Origin of the sequence: Variovorax sp. CF313 (assembly GCF_000282635.1) — a bacterium.
Lineage (GTDB): Bacteria > Pseudomonadota > Gammaproteobacteria > Burkholderiales > Burkholderiaceae_C > Variovorax.
Map to the genome: position 1 here is coordinate 85811 of NZ_AKIW01000007.1, position 15912 is coordinate 101722.

The following is a 15912-nucleotide window of genomic DNA, read 5'->3' on the forward strand; positions in this document are numbered from 1 at the left end:
CGGCTCCCCGGGGGCCGCGCGAGCGACCCCCGCATGGCATTCAACGCCCCGTCCCTCAAAGGCCGCGCACTGCGCCTGCTGAGCCAGCGCGAACATTCGCGCGCGGAACTGGAGCGCAAGCTGGCCAGGCATGAAGAAGAGCCCGGCACGCTGGCGAAGGCGCTCGACGAGCTGGCCGCAAAGGACTTCATCAGCGAGCCGCGCGTGGTGGCCTCGGTGCTCAACCAGCGCGCCGCCCGCTCGGGTGCGCTGCGCGTCAAGCAGGAACTGCAGGCCAAGGGCATCGCGCCCGAGGCCATTGCCGAGGCGGTGGCCGGGTTGCAAGACACCGAAGTCGAGCGCGCCACCGCCCTGTGGCGGCGCCGCTTCGACGCCCCGCCCGCCGATGCGAAGGAGCGGGCGAAGCAGATGCGGTTCCTGATGGCGCGGGGCTTTTCAGGTGCGGTCGTGTCGAAGGTGCTCAGGAGCGATTTCGATGAGGCCGGCGAATGACGCTGCGCAATCGTCCCGAGGCAGGCTGGATCAGTTCGCTTCGGGCACTTCGTCGAGCGAGGGCGTCTCGCTCTTGTGCGCGGCGATGTCGCGCACATTCTTCTGCACCGCGACCGCACCGAACAGGCTCAGCAGGAATGCCATGGCATAGAAGCCCTTCTCGCTGGCAGCCAGCGTGGCATTGAACAGGCCAACGGCGAGCAGGGCGACCGACAGCAGCAGCGAGATCCAGCACAGGCCGTAGTAGATGCCGGTCACGGTCGTGCCTTCGAGGCGGTCGCGCACGGTCTTCTGCAGCGACACGGCGGAGAACAGGCCGTACATCAGGATGGTGAAGTAGTAGCCCTTCTCGTTGAGCTGCATAGAGGCGTTCCACAGCCCGATCAGGTAGACGATGGCGCCGATGAGCAGCGCGGCCCAGGAAGCGGCGACGAATGCCGCGGTCGGCTTCTGGAATTTGATGGCCATGGAATCCTCCTCGTGTAGATGGGTGCGCGATTATGGTGTGGAGCGCCAATGGCATGATCCACCGCGCGCCGGCAGCTCGCACTGCAGCCCACAAGAAGGACCGGCCGTCACTTTTGGAGGAGCTTTTCCGTGTCACCTGAGCCCATCGGCCAGCCGTCTCTCGTTCGCACCGGCGCCAAGGCCGGCCTTTCCTTCGCCGGCTCCGTGATCAAGGGCAGTCTCCTCGGCCTGATTCTGGGCGGCGGCGTTTTCTTCTTCTATCTGGGCCAACTGCACGGGCCGGGCAACACGGCGGCGCGTGCCGGTGGGGCTGGCGCCATCCTCGCGCTCGTCACCTCGCCGCCGCTGCTGGTGGCCGTTTTGCTGCTGCTGTTCGTGGCCGTCTACGCGATGCTCGGCGTGCAGCAGGGCCGCGCGCGTGCAATGCAGCACCTGGTCGCGGCGCGTGGCGAGGCGGTGTCGCAGCGGCTCGGCGGCGCGATTGCCGGGCGCATCGAGGCGATGCCGCGTGCCCACGGCACCCTGCAGCGCGCAGCCGAATGGCTGTCGATCGATGCCTTGAGCAAGCAGCTCGCGCCGGTGCTGGGCGAGGGCAGGGCGGTGCGTTCGGTGGTGAGCTTCGTGCTCGACCGGCTGCCGCTGAGCGAGATGCTCGCCGAGTGGCAGCAAAGCCGCGCCGAGCATGGCGAGCCGCCGGTGGGCGAGGGCGCTGCGCAGGACCCGGCCCTGCGTGCCTTGCTCACGCGCCGCATCCGCGAGACGCTGCAGGACATGGCGACACCCTCGCGCAAGCCGCTCTACATCGCGCTGGGCGCGCACGCGGCGCTGCTGGGCGTTGGACTCTGGCTGGTGAACTGACGAGGAAGCGCGGCGCTCAGAGCGCCAGCATCAGCTTCAGGTTCTGCACCGCGGCGCCGCTGGCGCCCTTGCCGAGGTTGTCGAGGCGGGCGATCACCACGGCATGGCGGTGGTCTTCGTTCGGGAACACGCGGATCTCGAGCTCGTTGGTGTCGTTGAGCGCCAACGCATCGAGCTTGCCGTCCTCGGTGGGCGGCAGCACCTTCACGAATTTTTCGGGCGTGTTGCTGCGCGCGTAATGCGCGGCCAGCGCGTCCTGCAGGTCGCCGGCCTTCGGCTTGCCCGGGAGCAGGTCGAGGTGCAGCGGCAGTTGCACCAGCATGCCCTGCTTGAAGTTGCCCACCGACGGGATGAAGACCGGCCGGCGGGTGAGGCCGGTGTAGGTCATGATTTCGGGGATGTGCTTGTGCTTCAGGCCCAGCGCGTAGGTCTCGAACAGCGGGGCTTCGCCCTTTTCATGGGCCTCGATCATGGTCCGGCCGCCGCCCGAGTAGCCGCTCACCGAGGGCAGCGAGATCGGGAAATCGGCGGGCAGCAGGCCCGCGTCGACCAGCGGACGCACCATGGCGATGGCGCCGGTGGCGTAGCAGCCCGGGTTGCCGACGCGCTCGGCCTTGGCCACGGCCTGCCAGTGGCCTTCCACCAGTTCGGGGAAGCCGAACACCCAACCCGGGGCGATGCGGTGCGCCGTGGAGGCGTCGATGATCTTGGGCTTCCTGCCGGGCAGCTGATCGATCAGTGCGACCGATTCGCGCGCCGCGTCGTCGTGCAGGCACAGCACCACCAGGTCGACGCCGGCCATCAGGTCGCGCTTGGCATTGGCGTCTTTTCGCAGCTCGGGCGCGATGCTCACGAGTTCGATCTGCGACATCGCCTGGAGCCGTTCGCGAATCTGCAGGCCGGTGGTACCGGCTTCGCCGTCGATGAAAACCTTGGCCATGATGGAGTGTGCTCGGGTGGCTAGAAGAAAGTACGTATTGACCGCAAACCCGCGTACGGTATTGGTGCGGCGCACCATGATACAGTCCGCGGTTGTTCGCCGCCCCCAGCCGTCAGGCTGCCGTCGCCCGCGAGCAACAGAGCCAACGAAGCCTCAGACCCCAGATCTCCTGTTCTCAACCTCCTCCTTCCGAGAGACATCCCTCATGAAGATTCACGAGTACCAAGGCAAGGAAATCCTTGCCAAGTTCGGCGTGCCGGTGCCGCGCGGCATCCCGGCCTATACGGTTCAGGAGGCAGTCGAAGCCGCCCAGAAACTTGGAGGCCCGGTCTGGGTCGTCAAGGCCCAGATCCACGCGGGTGGCCGCGGCAAGGGCGGCGGCGTCAAAGTCGCCAAGTCCATCGAAGACGTCAAGAAGCTCGCCGGCGAAATCCTCGGCATGCAGCTCAAGACGCACCAGACCGGCCCCGAAGGCCAGAAGGTCCGCCGCCTCTACATCGAAGACGGCGCCGACATCAACAAGGAATACTACGTCTCGGCCGTGACCGACCGCGCCACCCAGAAGGTGGCCTTCATCGCTTCGAGCGAAGGCGGCATGGACATCGAGGAAGTGGCCCACTCCTCGCCCGAGAAGATCATCACCGTGTTCGCAGACCCCGAAAAGGGCCTGACCGACGAACAGGCCAAGCAGATCGCCGACGGCATCGGCATGCCCGCCGATTCGACCGCCCAGACGGTCGACATCCTCAAGAAGCTCTACACCTGCTACATGGAGACGGACGCCTCGCTGGTCGAGATCAACCCGCTCAACCGTGACAGCAAGGGCAAGGTCATGGCGCTGGACGCCAAGTTCAACTTCGACAGCAATGCGCTGTTCCGCCACCCCGAAATCGTGGCCCTGCGCGACCTCGACGAAGAAGACGCGGCCGAAGTGGAAGCCTCGAAGTTCGACCTCGCCTACATCAGCCTCGACGGCAACATCGGCTGCCTGGTGAACGGTGCCGGCCTGGCCATGGCCACCATGGACACCATCAAGCTGTTCGGCGGCGAGCCGGCCAACTTCCTGGACGTGGGCGGCGGCGCCACCCCCGAGAAGGTCACCGAAGCCTTCAAGATCATGCTGAAGAACAAGAACGTGGAAGCCATCCTCGTGAACATCTTCGGCGGCATCATGAAGTGCGACACCATCGCCACCGGCGTGATCGCGGCCTGCAAGGCCGTGAACCTGCAAGTGCCGCTGGTCGTTCGCATGAAGGGCACCAACGAAGTCGAAGGCAAGAAGCTGCTGGCCGATTCAGGCCTGCCGATCATCAGCGCCGACACCATGGCGGAAGCGGCCCAGAAGGTCGTGGCAGCAGTCAAGAAGGCCTAAGGAACAAGTCATGTCGATCTACATCAACAAAGACACCAAAGTCATCACGCAAGGCATCACCGGCAAGACCGGCCAGTTCCACACCGAAAAGTGCCAGGAATACGCGAACGGCAAGAACGCCTTCGTGGCGGGCGTGAACCCGAAGAAGGCCGGCGAGTCGATCTTCAACATTCCGATCTTCGGTTCGGTGAAGGAAGCTGCTTCGCAGACCGGCGCCACCGTGTCGGTGATCTACGTGCCGCCGGCAGGCGCCGCGGCCGCCATCTGGGAAGCCGTCGAGGCCGACCTGGACCTGGCGATCTGCATCACCGAAGGCATCCCGGTTCGCGACATGCTCGAAGTGCGCAACAAGATGAAGGCCAAGGAAGCGGCCGGCGGCAAGAAGACGCTGCTGCTGGGCCCGAACTGCCCCGGCCTCATCACGCCCGACGAAATCAAGATCGGCATCATGCCCGGCCACATCCACCGCAAGGGCCGCATCGGCGTGGTCTCCCGTTCGGGCACGCTGACGTACGAAGCCGTGGCTCAACTGACCGAAATCGGCCTGGGCCAATCGTCGGCAGTCGGCATCGGCGGCGACCCGATCAACGGCCTGAAGCACATCGACGTGATGAAGGCCTTCAACGACGATCCGGACACCGACGCGGTCATCATGATCGGCGAAATCGGCGGCCCCGACGAAGCTGACGCAGCCCGCTGGTGCAAGGAGCACATGAAGAAGCCGGTCGTGGGCTTCATCGCCGGTGTCACCGCCCCTCCCGGCAAGCGCATGGGCCACGCCGGCGCGCTGATCTCGGGCGGTGCCGACACGGCCGATGCCAAGCTGGCCATCATGGAAGAATGCGGCTTCACCGTGACGCGCAACTTCTCGGAACTGGCCAAGCTGCTCAAGGCGCAGCTCTAAGAGACGGCCCCGCGACACCGGCCGCAGAGCCGGGTCATGAGAGGACCACGCAGAAACAGAAAAGCGCCCGCACTCGATTGCGGGCGCTTTTTTCAATAAAACACAGTGGGATCAGAGACATGGAAATTCTTCAAAGCACCGATTTCTGGCTGGGTCTGCTCAAGATCGTCTGGATCAACATCATCCTGTCGGGGGACAACGCGGTGGTGATCGCCATGGCGGCGCGGTCGTTGCCGCCGGCGCAGCAGAAAAAGGCCGTGCTCTTCGGCTCGGGCGCGGCCGTGGTGCTGCGTATCGTGCTCACGGTGGTGGCAGCCAAGCTGCTCGCCCTGCCTTACCTGCAGATCATCGGCGGCCTGCTGCTGCTGTGGATCGGCCTGCAGCTGCTGAGCGAGGAAGACGAGGGCGAGGGCGAGTCCAAGGAATACGGCAGCATGATGGCCGCGGTGCGCACCATCCTGCTGGCCGACCTGGTGATGAGCCTGGACAACGTGATTGCCGTCGCGGCCGCCGCGCAGGGCAGCATGGTGCTGCTGGTCCTCGGCCTGGCGATCAGCATTCCCTTGGTGATTTTCGGCAGCACGCTCATGATCAAGCTCATGGAACGCTTCCCGATCATCGTCATGCTGGGTGCTGCGCTGATCGGCTGGGTCGGCGGCGAAACCATCGTGCAAGACGCGATCCTGCGCGACACGCTGGCGGCCAATCCCTGGTTGCACTACGCGGCTGCTGCTGCCGGTGCGGTGTTCGTCGTGGCTGGCGGCCGCTTGCTGCAACGGCGCGCACGTGCCGCTGCTCATTGAGTTTTCAAGAAGTCAGTACTGACAAACCATGGCGAGTGTCGGCGTTTCCATGTTCTCCACTCGCCCCGCGCTGACCTGGGAATTCGCCTCCCTGACCGACGTCGGGCGAACGCGCGCCCATAACGAGGACGCCGTGCACGTGGACCCCGCCCTCGGGCTGGCCTTGCTGGCCGACGGCATGGGCGGCTACAAGGGCGGCGAAGTGGCCAGCGCGATGGCCGTCTCCCTGATGCACGCCAGCTTCGGCCGCTGGTTCGCCCAGGCCGGGATGCAGGCGCCTGCCCGCGTGGTCCGGCGGGCGCTGCAGGCAGCCACGGACGAGGCCAACGGCTCGATCCTGCATGCCGGCACGACCAACCCCGAACTGCAGGGCATGGGAACGACCCTGGTGCTGGCGGCATTCCGGCCGCAGCGCGTGGTGGTTGGCCACATCGGCGACTCGCGGTGCTACCGCGTGCGCAACAACAAGCTGGAACTGCTCACGCGTGATCACTCGCTGCGCCAGCAGCAGCTCGACGCCGGCGCCATCACCGCCGAGGAAGCCCTGAATTCGCCCACGCGCAACCTGGTGACCCGCGCCGTGGGCGTGGAGGCCCAGGTCTTGCTGGAAATGCACGAACACAGCGCAAGACCGGGCGATCTCTATATGCTCTGCTCCGACGGGCTCAGCGAGATGGTTTCGGACGAGCAGCTTTTCACGCTTCTAGGACACGATGTCGGGCTTCAGAAAAAAGCATCACTTTTGGTTGAAATTGCCAACGAGAATGGCGGACGGGACAACATCTCTGTTGTCCTGGCCAGCGCGAGCGTTGCATAGGCGCCTCGCACGGCCAGGTAGCAGGCTCCGGCGGCATCACGCCGATGCGCTTGTCGTCTTTCAAGCTTTGGATACCGGGGGGCGGCAATGCCGAGGATGATCATTTCGGTCGATGGCGTTGTCATCGGGCAAGTGGCGCTTGCCAAGGAGCGCACGACACTGGGACGCCGTGCCTACAACGACATCGTGATCGACAATCTGGCGGTCAGCGGCGAACACGCCGTGCTGCACATGAGCGGTGGCGAAGTCGAAATTGAAGATCTCAACAGCACCAACGGCACCTACGTCAATGCGCTCGCCATCCAGAAGCAGGCGCTCAAGGACAACGATGTCGTCGAGGTCGGCGGCTGCCGCATCCATTTCCGCGCGCGCAGCAACCTGGCCGTCAGCGCCAGCTCGGTCCGCACCGCATCGGCCGAGTTCCTGTCGGGGAACATGCCCCTGTCGTCGGCACCCACGGAATCGGGCGCGCTGGTCGAACTCGGCGTTCCGGTGCTGCGCGTGCTCTCCGGCGCCAACGAGGGGCAGGACGTCGCGCTGCAGAAGGTCGTCACCACCATCGGCAAGCCCGGTGTCGCGGTGGCGGTGGTCACGCGCCGGCGCACGGGCTACGTGGCCGCGGGTGTCGAAGGACGCGTCATGCTCAACGGCCAGCAACTGGGGGCCGAGGCGGTCGCGCTGCAGGAGCACGACGTGCTCGAGCTCGGCGGTGCCACACGCATGCAGTTCGTGCGCATCTGAGCCGCTTTTTCTTCCGGCCTGTTGCGGCAAAGCCCATACGAGTGCAGCGCCGTGAGAGGGCTTCGACGGCACTGGCCGCGTATCGCCATCACGTTGCTGCCGGTGCTGTTGGCGCTGGCGCATGCCACCGGCGCGTGGCAGCTGAGCGCACTCGAACGCCTTGATCGGCTGATCTACGACATCCGCCTGCGTGCCACCATGCCGGGCACGTTCGATGCGCGCGTCGTGATCGTCGACGTCGACGACGCCAGCCTGGCACGCCAGGGGCAGTGGCCCTGGGCGCGCGACAAGATCGCCCGTCTCACCACGGAACTGATGGCCCGCCAGCAGGCGGCCGTGCTCGGTTTCGACGTCATGTTCCTCGAACCGGACCGCAGCTCCGGCCTCGACAGGCTGCGGGAAATCGCCAGCGGGCCGCTGGGCGGCATGCCGGGCCTGGCCGCCGAGGTCGAGCGGCTTGCACCCTCGCTCGATCACGATGCCACGCTCGCTGCGGCGCTCGAAGGCCAGCGCGTCGCGCTGGGCTACTACTTCACGCGGACCGAGACGCCGAGCGCCAAGGGACAGCTGCCTCCTGCCCCCTCGTTGCCGGAGGGGGCGTTCCCCCCGCGCGGCATTTACGCCACCAACTGGAATGGCTTCGGAGCCAGCCTGCCGGCGCTGGCGCAGGCCGCGCCCATTGCGGGATTCCTGAATACGCTGGTTGGCGCCACCGGCGACGGCGTCATTCGCAGCGTGCCGCTCATCGCCCGCTACGAGGGCGACAAGGCGCAGCCGGGCTACTACGAATCGCTCGCGCTCGCGGTCTACCGCCTCGCAAACGGATTGCCGCCCGTGCAGCCCGCCTTTGCGCCCGGCGGCGCCAAGCCGCAGCTCGAATCGCTGCGAGTGGGTCCCCTGCGCATACCGGTCGACGCAACGGGCAGCATGCAGGTGCCGTTCCGCGGCCCCGGCGGTGCCGACGGCGGGTCGTTCCGCTATGTGTCCGCCGCCGACGTGCTCGAGGGCCGGCTCGGGCCGGGCGAACTGAAGGGCAAGATCGTGCTCGTGGGCGCCACCGCCCCAGGCCTGCAAGACCTGCGCGCCACGCCGGTCGAGGCCGCATTTCCGGGCGTGGAAGTGCATGCCAACATCGTCTCCGGCCTGCTCGACCATCGGCTGCTCAGCGTGCCCGACTACGCCTCGGGCTACGAGACGCTGATGGTCGCCGTGACGGGGCTCGTGCTGGCCTTCGGGCTGTCGCTGCTGCCGGCGCCGCGCGCCGTGTTGCTGGCCGCGGGGGCGATCGCCGTGCTGATCGGCCTCAACACCTGGCTGTACGCGAGCCACGGCCTCGTGCTGCCGCTGGCGTCGGCCCTGGCCATGACGGCGCTTGCCTTCGCGCTCAACATGAGCTGGGGCTACCTCGTCGAATCGCGCGCGCGGCGCGGCCTGGTACGGCTTTTCGGCACCTACGTGCCGCCCCAGCTCGTCAACGAAATGATGGCGCACCCCGACCGCTACAGCATGCGCGCCGAGAGCAAGCCCATGACCGTCATGTTCTGCGACATGCGCGACTTCACCCGCCTGTCGGAGCAAATGGCCCCGGCCGAGCTGCAGGCCTTTCTCAACACCGTCTTCAGCCGGCTCACCAACGTCATCAGCGCCCACCGCGGCACCGTCGACAAGTACATGGGCGACTGCGTCATGGCCTTCTGGGGCGCGCCCATCGACACGCCCGACCACGCCACCCTCGCCGTGCGCGCCGCGCTCGACATGGCCGATGCCGTGCACGACATCAACCGCATCCACCGCGCCAGCGGCCGCCCCGAGATCAGCGTGGGCATCGGCATCAACAGCGGCGTGATGAGCGTGGGCGACATGGGCTCCACCGCGCGCCGCAGCTATACCGTGGTCGGCGATGCGGTCAACCTCGCATCCCGCCTCGAGGGCCTGAGTGGGCACTACGGAATGGAAATCGTCGCCAGCGGCGCCACCCGCGAGCTGGCGCCCGGCTACATCTGGCAAGAGCTCGACAGCGTGCTCGTCAAAGGCAAGGCACAGGCCGTTGCCGTTTTTACGCCCCTGGCCGCGCACACGCCCGAAGCGGCGAAAGAGACTCAGCAGTTGCTCGACCGCTGGAGCGAAGTGCTCGCGGCTTACCGCCGGCAGGACTGGGCGGTGGGCCGAAACTTGCTGGCTCCCCTGCTCGCCGCGGACGCAAAAAAAGTCCTTTACCAGCTCTACGCCCAGCGTTTAGCCTCAATGGCGTTGCGCCCGCAGGACCCTGATTGGGACGGTGCAACCCGGTTCGAAACCAAATGACGGCAGACACATACGAGGGGTCTCTCACAATGCAGGTTCGTGTGCTGGGTTGCTCGGGCGCCATCGCCAAAGACTGCCGCACCACCTCGTTCCTGGTCGACACGGACCTGCTCGTCGATGCGGGCACCGGTGTCGGCGACCTTACGCTCGATGAGATGGCCCGCATCGACGACGTCGTGCTCACGCACAGCCACCTCGACCACATCGCCGCCCTGCCGCTGATGCTCGACGCCGTCGGCAGCCGCCGCATCCGGCCCCTGCGCGTGCATGCGCTGCGCGCCACCATCGAGGCGCTGCGCACGCACGTGTTCAACAACGTCATCTGGCCGAATTTCGAGAGCATTCCCAGCGCCGAGGCGCCCTTCGTGAGCTTTCACGACATCGCGGTGGGGCAGATGCTGCACCTGGGGAGCCGCGAGCCCAAGCTCGTCGAGGTGCTGCCGGCGGTTCATACGGTGCCGGCCTGCGGCTTTGCCGTGCGGCGGGCCGAAGGCGGCGCCCACTGGGTCTTCAGCGGCGACACAGAGCGCAACGCGCCGTTCTGGGAGCGCGTGAATGCGATCGACGTGGCGATGCTGGTGATTGAAACGGCCTTCAGCAGCCGAGAACAGGCGCTGGCCGAGCGCAGCCTGCATCTGTCGCCTGCGGTGCTGGCCGATGAGCTGACGCACATCGAGCCGGGGAAGCAATACCCGATCTACATCACGCACACCAAGCCGGCGGAGACGGACGAGATCATGAGCCAGATCGAGGCGCTGGCGGTCGAGCAGGTGGCGGGGTTGGCGCAGCGGGATATTCGCTGGTTGAAGGCGGATGGGGTGCTGACTTTCTGACTGCTAGGGCGTGGGGCATGACAAATTTGTCACCTCGGTAGCATCTCGAAGCAAGTTGTGTCACATGGTGTAACGCTGAAGTGAGCGAAGGTGACGGGTTCGGTCAGTTGAGGGCCCTGCGAACGGGTGGCACAGATGCTGCGGAAGGTACCTCGCTCCGGGCAGGTTCCCGGGCGTAACAACCAACCAACCTGGAGTTAGTGAATGAACCGTCGTTCCATCGCACGTAACGTGCAAAAGGGTTTCACCCTTATCGAATTGATGATCGTTGTGGCGATCATTGGTATTTTGGCTGCTGTGGCTCTGCCGGCTTATCAAGACTACGTCGCGAAGTCCCAAGTTGCCGGCGGCTTGGCTGAAATCACCCCTGGCAAGGTGAACGTGGAAGACCGCATCGCTTCGGGCACGCCGCCGACGTCGGTTGCAGATCTGGGCCTCACCGCTACCACCAAGCGCTGCGCGATCACGGTAACCGGTTTCACCGGCACAGCGGCCCCGGCCAATTCGGGCGGCACACTTGTTTGCACGCTGATCGGCAACGCGCAGGTGAATGGGCAGTCCATCACCTGGACCCGCGCTGCAGACACCGCTGGCACTGGCGGCACGACCGGAACCTGGGCCTGCGCAACGACCGTGGCAAACAAGCTGGCCCCGAAGGAATGTCCTGGCGTGTGACCTTCGCCATCTCATCACGAGCCGCCTTCGGGCGGCTTTTTATCTTGTGCCGCAAGGCAGACGGGGCTCCACAGTAAAACCATGACTGAGAGTTCACGCGCGCTCGGCCGAGGCGGCCATTATGTCGAGGCGGGCCGCAACGGTGTATGGGGAGAGCGTTTGCTGGCCTATGCAATCTGCAGTGCTATGGCGATCGCTTGGACTCTGCTCGCCGGCAAAGATGTGCCTTGGGACGCGCTGCATTACCACGTGTATGCGGGCTATAGCGTCTTCAACGAGCGCCTGATGGTTGACTTGTTCCCGGCTGGCACGCTGACCTATCTGAACCCCTACTCTCACGTGCCGCTGTACCTGATGGTGCATGCGGGGTGGCCATCGATCATGATCGGCGTCTCCTTTGCCATTTTGCAAAGCGTGATGCTATGGATGACCTGGGAATTGGCGCGGATTGTGTGCAGAGGCCAGACTGGCAGCAGTCCAGGCATCGTAGTGTGGGCAGCGGTGGCGTTGGCACTGCTCAACCCGGTTTTTTTGCAGGAGTTGGGGTCATCATTCAATGACCTCACTACCGGTGCGTTTGCGTTAGGCGGCTACGTTGCTCTGGCCAGAGCGTTCTTTGGAGGCCGCCTCCAACTGGTCGCGTTAGGCGGCGCGCTGCTGGGCGTCGCTTCTGCGCTAAAACTTTCGAACGCGACTTTTGCGCTCCTCCCTGCAATTCCCATGGTTGTGGGATGCGTATCAACGCCGCGCCAACGCGTGCGGGCGCTGCTGACATTCGCTCTTTGCGCAGTCATCGCCATGATGGCCGTAACTGCGCCCTGGGCCATGCAGCTGGACCGGGCCTTCGGCAATCCCTTCTTTCCGATGCTCGATGGTCTGTTTCGCGCATCGGATGTCACGGCGCCTAAAAGCCATTCCGCGAGTTCGCCTTGGCAATTGCTTGGGCAATTTATCGCCGGAATGCGGGATCTGCGCTTTCTGCCATCCTCGTTCACAGAAGCACTCGCGCGGCCGTTCGACATGCTTAGCGCGCGACGCCTCATTCATACCGAACCCGCAGCGCCCGATCTGCGCTACGCTGGTTTGACGGTGTTGGCAATGCTTAGTGTCGTGGCCTGGGCCGTACGCCGCAGTTGGAAGAGCGGTTATACGGCAACCGGCAGCCAGTCAGATCGTATCTATGTATGCTTGGCCATCTCGTTTGCAGCGAGTTGGGTGTCCTGGTTGAGCATCAGCGGAAACAGTCGCTACTTCTTGCCCATGGCGAGCATTGCGGGCGTACTTCTTGTTGTCGGGCTGTATCGATTTCTGGCGCCCGCGCCGCAACGGATACTGATCTATGCCCTGACCGTCATGCTTGGCGTACAGGCTGTTTTTCTGTGGCAGACGAGAGACCTTCGTTGGGCTCCCCAAGCTTGGGGCGGGCAATGGCTCCAAGTGAGCGTACCGCTGCGGTTGCAACGGGAGCCGCAGCTCTACCTCCCTCTTGATCTGCAGTCTCAATCCTTCCTGCTGTCCTGGCTAGCGCCAGGCTCAGCATTCTTGGGGGTGAGCAGCGGGATCGAGCCTGACGGGTTCGTCGGGAGTCGCGCGCGCGCGCTCATAGATGCCAATTTGTCGCGGCTCCGCATGCTCAAGCTGGTAAATGAGGTCGACTCAGACGGCAAGCCGGCTTTGCTTAGTCCGGCCAACATCGACTACCCGCTCAGGCGCTTCGGCTTGGAGGTTGATCCCAAAGACTGCGAGTACATCAAATACAAGGGCAATCCTGATGTGATCGAGCACGCCGGCCCGCGCGCCGGATCTCGCGACGAAGTCCAGCTCTATGCGTGCCGAGTGTTGCCCGGTGGTCGCTTGAGCCCCGGGGAACTCGTCAGCAAGCGTATTGCTGATCAAGTGCTTGACAACGTAGAAGGTGCGTGTCCTGAGCTGTTCGACCAGCATCGAAGGGGCAGCAGCATTCGCAGTGGCAACATCTGGCGTCGTGCCTACAGCGGCGACTTGGCGCTTTGGGTTAGCGACGGCGGTTTGATCCGGTTCGAAGACCTCATCCGCGGCGGCGGCGATCGGGTCGTGATCGGGCGGATTGACGACTGGCTTTCGGCGCCACTAAAGCTCAACTGCTGGCGTAAAGGTGGAAGAGCGTATGTTGAGCTGGTGCAAACTAGCCGCGAGGCTCGATGACCAAGCTTGAAGCACAGCGCAAGTCAACAGCTGTTTGCGCAAGCCATTCCTTAGGATGCCACATGCCAGGTTCGGAGTTCGATCATGAGTAGCGCAGTTCTCAATCCGACAAATGCTTCCTTCGTCGGTTCGGTGCAACTTCCCGTATCGGAGAAGGGTTCGGCGATCGAGTTAACTATCCTCATGCCGTGCCTCAATGAAGCGCGGACACTCCCGGCCTGCATCGCGAAGGCCAAGACTTTCCTCGTGCAAGCGGGTATTAGCGGGGAGGTACTAGTGGCCGACAACGGCTCCGCCGATGGTTCGCGCGATCTCGCCGCTGCTTGCGGGGCTCGCGTCGTCGATGTGCCAGTGCGTGGCTATGGTGCAGCGCTAATTGCAGGTGTCGCGGCGGCACAAGGCCGATACGTCATCATGGGCGATGCCGACGACAGTTACGACTTCAGTGCGCTTGCCCCCTTTGTCGCCGAACTGCGCCAAGGGAGCCAACTCGTGATGGGAAACCGCTTCCGCGGTGGCATCCTGCCCAGCGCAATGCCTCCATTGCACCGCTACCTGGGCAACCCGGTGCTGAGCTTTATGGGACGGCTTTTTTTCAAGTCCAAGATTGGTGACTTTCACTGCGGCTTGCGTGGCTTCGAGCGCCAAGCCGTCCTCCAACTGGGGCTGTGTTGCGAGGGCATGGAGTTCGCCAGTGAGATGGTCGTCAAAGCATCTTTGCATGGGTTGCGCGTTGCGGAAGTGCCGACCGTCCTTTCTCCGGACGGGCGAGACCGTCCTCCACATTTGCGCACTTGGCGTGACGGCTGGCGCCACTTTCGCTTCCTGCTTCTGTTTACGCCGCGGTGGTTGTTTCTGTATCCGGGCGTGGTGTTGGCCTTGTTGAGTCTCGCGCAGTTGCTGCTTGCGCAGTCCCACCCGGGCAACTTGGGGCGCTGGCCAGTAGGCATTCATACCCAATTGTTCGCCGGCGCCGGCATGGTGCTCGGCTACCAGACCATGTTGTTTGCCATGGGCGCCGTACTTGCGCGCCATTGCGCGCGGCTAAACACGCCGCACCCACGGGAGCGATGGGCGCTGCGCGCGGCCAGCGGAGGATGGCTGTCGATAGGGGGCGCACTGGCGACGTTGTTTGGACTGGCAATGTGCGCGAGCCTAACGTGGCAGTGGGGACGCACCGGCTTCGGCGCGCTGGATCCCGAAACCGCGATGCGCCAGGTCATTCCTGGCATAGCGCTGCTGCTGATGGGCACGCAATCATTGTTGGCCGCAATTTTCTTTGCAGCACTCCGAAGCGCTTTCGACCTGCGGCAAGGGGTTATGCATACGGGCGTCGCCGTGAGACATGTCTCGGATGATTCCCCTCAGACGGTGGACAGAGCACAGCGTTCCAAGGGGAGCCGATGACCCCTCTCTACGTAACACGGCCGCAGTTGCCGTCCCTCAAGGACCTGCAGCCCCTGCTTGAAGATATCTGGTCAAGCCGCGTGTTGACTAATGGCGGCAAGTACCACCAACGGTTTGAAGAGGCCCTTGCTGAGCATCTCGGAGTGCAGCATGTATCGCTATTTACCAATGCGACCATCGCTTTGGTGACAGCACTTCAAGCCTTGCGCATCACCGGTGAGGTCATCACGACGCCCTACTCGTTCGTCGCTACCGCGCATTCATTGTTATGGAACGGCATACGCCCCATCTTCGTCGACATCGATGAAGAGTCGCTCAACATAGACCCTGTAAAGATCGAGGCCGCTATCACTCCGCAAACGACGGCGATTCTCGCTGTCCATTGCTACGGGCGCCCCTGCAACGTAGAAGCTCTTCAAAAAATAGCCGACACCTATGGACTCAAACTGATCTATGACGCCGCTCATGCATTCGGTGTGTGCGACGCGGGTGGATCGCTATTGCGGCATGGTGACCTTTCGATAGTGAGTTTTCACGCCACCAAGGTAATGAACACCTTCGAAGGAGGCGCGATCATCTGTCCTGATCGGAAGTCCAAGGAGCGCATCGATCACCTCAAGAATTTCGGATTTGTTGACGAGGTCACGGTGGTCGCTCCGGGCATCAATGGAAAGATGAACGAACTGCAATCGGCGATTGGTATCCTTCAACTCGCCGAGATTGGCAATGCAATTTTGTCTCGCCAACGCGTGTCTGCGCGGTACCGCGAGGAACTCTCGACCATTCCGGGTCTTAGATTGTTGGAGGATGATCCAGCGATCACGGCTAACTATGCGTATTTTCCCGTCCTGATCGAGAGCGACTTCTGGTGTGGAAGAGACGAGCTCTATGAGCATCTGAAGAGCTCGGCTGTCTTTGCCAGGCGGTACTTTTATCCTTTGATTACGACGTTCCCGATGTATCGCGGACTTCCCTCCGCCGCGAACTCAAACCTTCCTATCGCGACGCGCAAGGCCGATCAGGTTCTTTGTTTGCCGCTCTACCCAGAGCTTTCGAGTATCGATCAAGATCGAGTAATCGCTGCGATAAAGGGGGATGGTAGGTGACGTGGCTA

General features: G+C 63.9%; 15 protein-coding genes. 13 read left to right on the forward strand and 2 right to left on the reverse strand.

Features of this window, described 5'->3' with window-relative positions:
* The first annotated feature begins 33 nt into the window (after positions 1-33).
* Positions 34-492 carry a recombination regulator RecX gene (gene recX / locus PMI12_RS02390; protein WP_007828704.1) on the forward strand — a complete coding sequence of 153 codons (459 nt, stop codon included), beginning with the start codon at positions 34-36 and terminating at the stop codon, positions 490-492.
* A 30-nt stretch (positions 493-522) separates the two neighbouring features.
* Here recX and yiaA read toward each other — a convergent pair whose 3' ends face one another.
* Positions 523-960 carry an inner membrane protein YiaA gene (gene yiaA / locus PMI12_RS02395; protein ID WP_007828706.1) on the reverse strand — a complete coding sequence of 146 codons (438 nt, stop codon included), beginning with the start codon at positions 958-960 and terminating at the stop codon, positions 523-525.
* A gap of 129 nt (positions 961-1089) precedes the next feature.
* Here yiaA and PMI12_RS02400 point away from each other — a divergent pair, with 129 nt between their 5' ends.
* Positions 1090-1818, forward strand: coding sequence for a hypothetical protein (locus tag PMI12_RS02400; protein ID WP_007828707.1), 729 nt, complete (start codon positions 1090-1092; stop codon positions 1816-1818).
* 16 nt (positions 1819-1834) lie between these two features.
* On the opposite strand, the gene argC is transcribed toward PMI12_RS02400, so the two are convergent.
* On the reverse strand, positions 1835-2758 hold the full coding sequence (gene argC / locus PMI12_RS02405; RefSeq protein ID WP_007828708.1) for an N-acetyl-gamma-glutamyl-phosphate reductase: 924 nt from the start codon (positions 2756-2758) through the stop codon (positions 1835-1837).
* A 205-nt stretch (positions 2759-2963) separates the two neighbouring features.
* Here argC and sucC point away from each other — a divergent pair, with 205 nt between their 5' ends.
* From sucC to PMI12_RS02460, 11 genes are all read left to right on the forward strand, one after another.
* On the forward strand, positions 2964-4130 hold the full coding sequence (sucC, locus tag PMI12_RS02410; protein WP_007828709.1) for an ADP-forming succinate--CoA ligase subunit beta: 1167 nt from the start codon (positions 2964-2966) through the stop codon (positions 4128-4130).
* Positions 4131-4140: 10 nt separating this feature from the next.
* Positions 4141-5034, forward strand: a complete 894-nt coding sequence (gene sucD, locus PMI12_RS02415; RefSeq protein WP_007828710.1) for a succinate--CoA ligase subunit alpha — start codon at positions 4141-4143, stop codon at positions 5032-5034.
* Between the two features lie 119 nt (positions 5035-5153).
* Positions 5154-5837: a TerC family protein gene (locus PMI12_RS02420; protein WP_007828712.1), complete on the forward strand. Its 684-nt coding sequence runs from the start codon at positions 5154-5156 to the stop codon at positions 5835-5837.
* 28 nt (positions 5838-5865) lie between these two features.
* Positions 5866-6654 carry a Stp1/IreP family PP2C-type Ser/Thr phosphatase gene (locus PMI12_RS02425; protein WP_042672675.1) on the forward strand — a complete coding sequence of 263 codons (789 nt, stop codon included), beginning with the start codon at positions 5866-5868 and terminating at the stop codon, positions 6652-6654.
* 87 nt (positions 6655-6741) lie between these two features.
* On the forward strand, positions 6742-7395 hold the full coding sequence (locus PMI12_RS02430; RefSeq protein ID WP_007828715.1) for an FHA domain-containing protein: 654 nt from the start codon (positions 6742-6744) through the stop codon (positions 7393-7395).
* A 51-nt stretch (positions 7396-7446) separates the two neighbouring features.
* Positions 7447-9699: a CHASE2 domain-containing protein gene (locus PMI12_RS02435; protein ID WP_007828717.1), complete on the forward strand. Its 2253-nt coding sequence runs from the start codon at positions 7447-7449 to the stop codon at positions 9697-9699.
* A gap of 29 nt (positions 9700-9728) precedes the next feature.
* The gene (locus PMI12_RS02440; protein WP_007828719.1) at positions 9729-10532 is read left to right on the forward strand and encodes a 3',5'-cyclic-nucleotide phosphodiesterase; all 804 of its coding nucleotides are present in this window, start codon (positions 9729-9731) and stop codon (positions 10530-10532) included.
* 204 nt (positions 10533-10736) lie between these two features.
* Positions 10737-11207 (forward strand): pilin, encoded by a 471-nt coding sequence (locus PMI12_RS29320; protein ID WP_007828721.1) that lies wholly within the window; start codon positions 10737-10739, stop codon positions 11205-11207.
* An 81-nt stretch (positions 11208-11288) separates the two neighbouring features.
* Complete coding sequence (locus PMI12_RS02450; protein WP_007828723.1) at positions 11289-13391, forward strand: hypothetical protein; 2103 nt, start codon at positions 11289-11291, stop codon at positions 13389-13391.
* Positions 13392-13475: 84 nt separating this feature from the next.
* Complete coding sequence (locus PMI12_RS02455; protein ID WP_007828724.1) at positions 13476-14798, forward strand: glycosyltransferase family 2 protein; 1323 nt, start codon at positions 13476-13478, stop codon at positions 14796-14798.
* A complete protein-coding gene (locus PMI12_RS02460) occupies positions 14795-15904 on the forward strand; it encodes a DegT/DnrJ/EryC1/StrS family aminotransferase (protein ID WP_007828726.1) in 1110 nt (369 codons plus the stop codon). Before PMI12_RS02455 ends, PMI12_RS02460 begins: the two co-directional genes overlap by 4 nt.
* Positions 15905-15912: the final 8 nt, after the last annotated feature.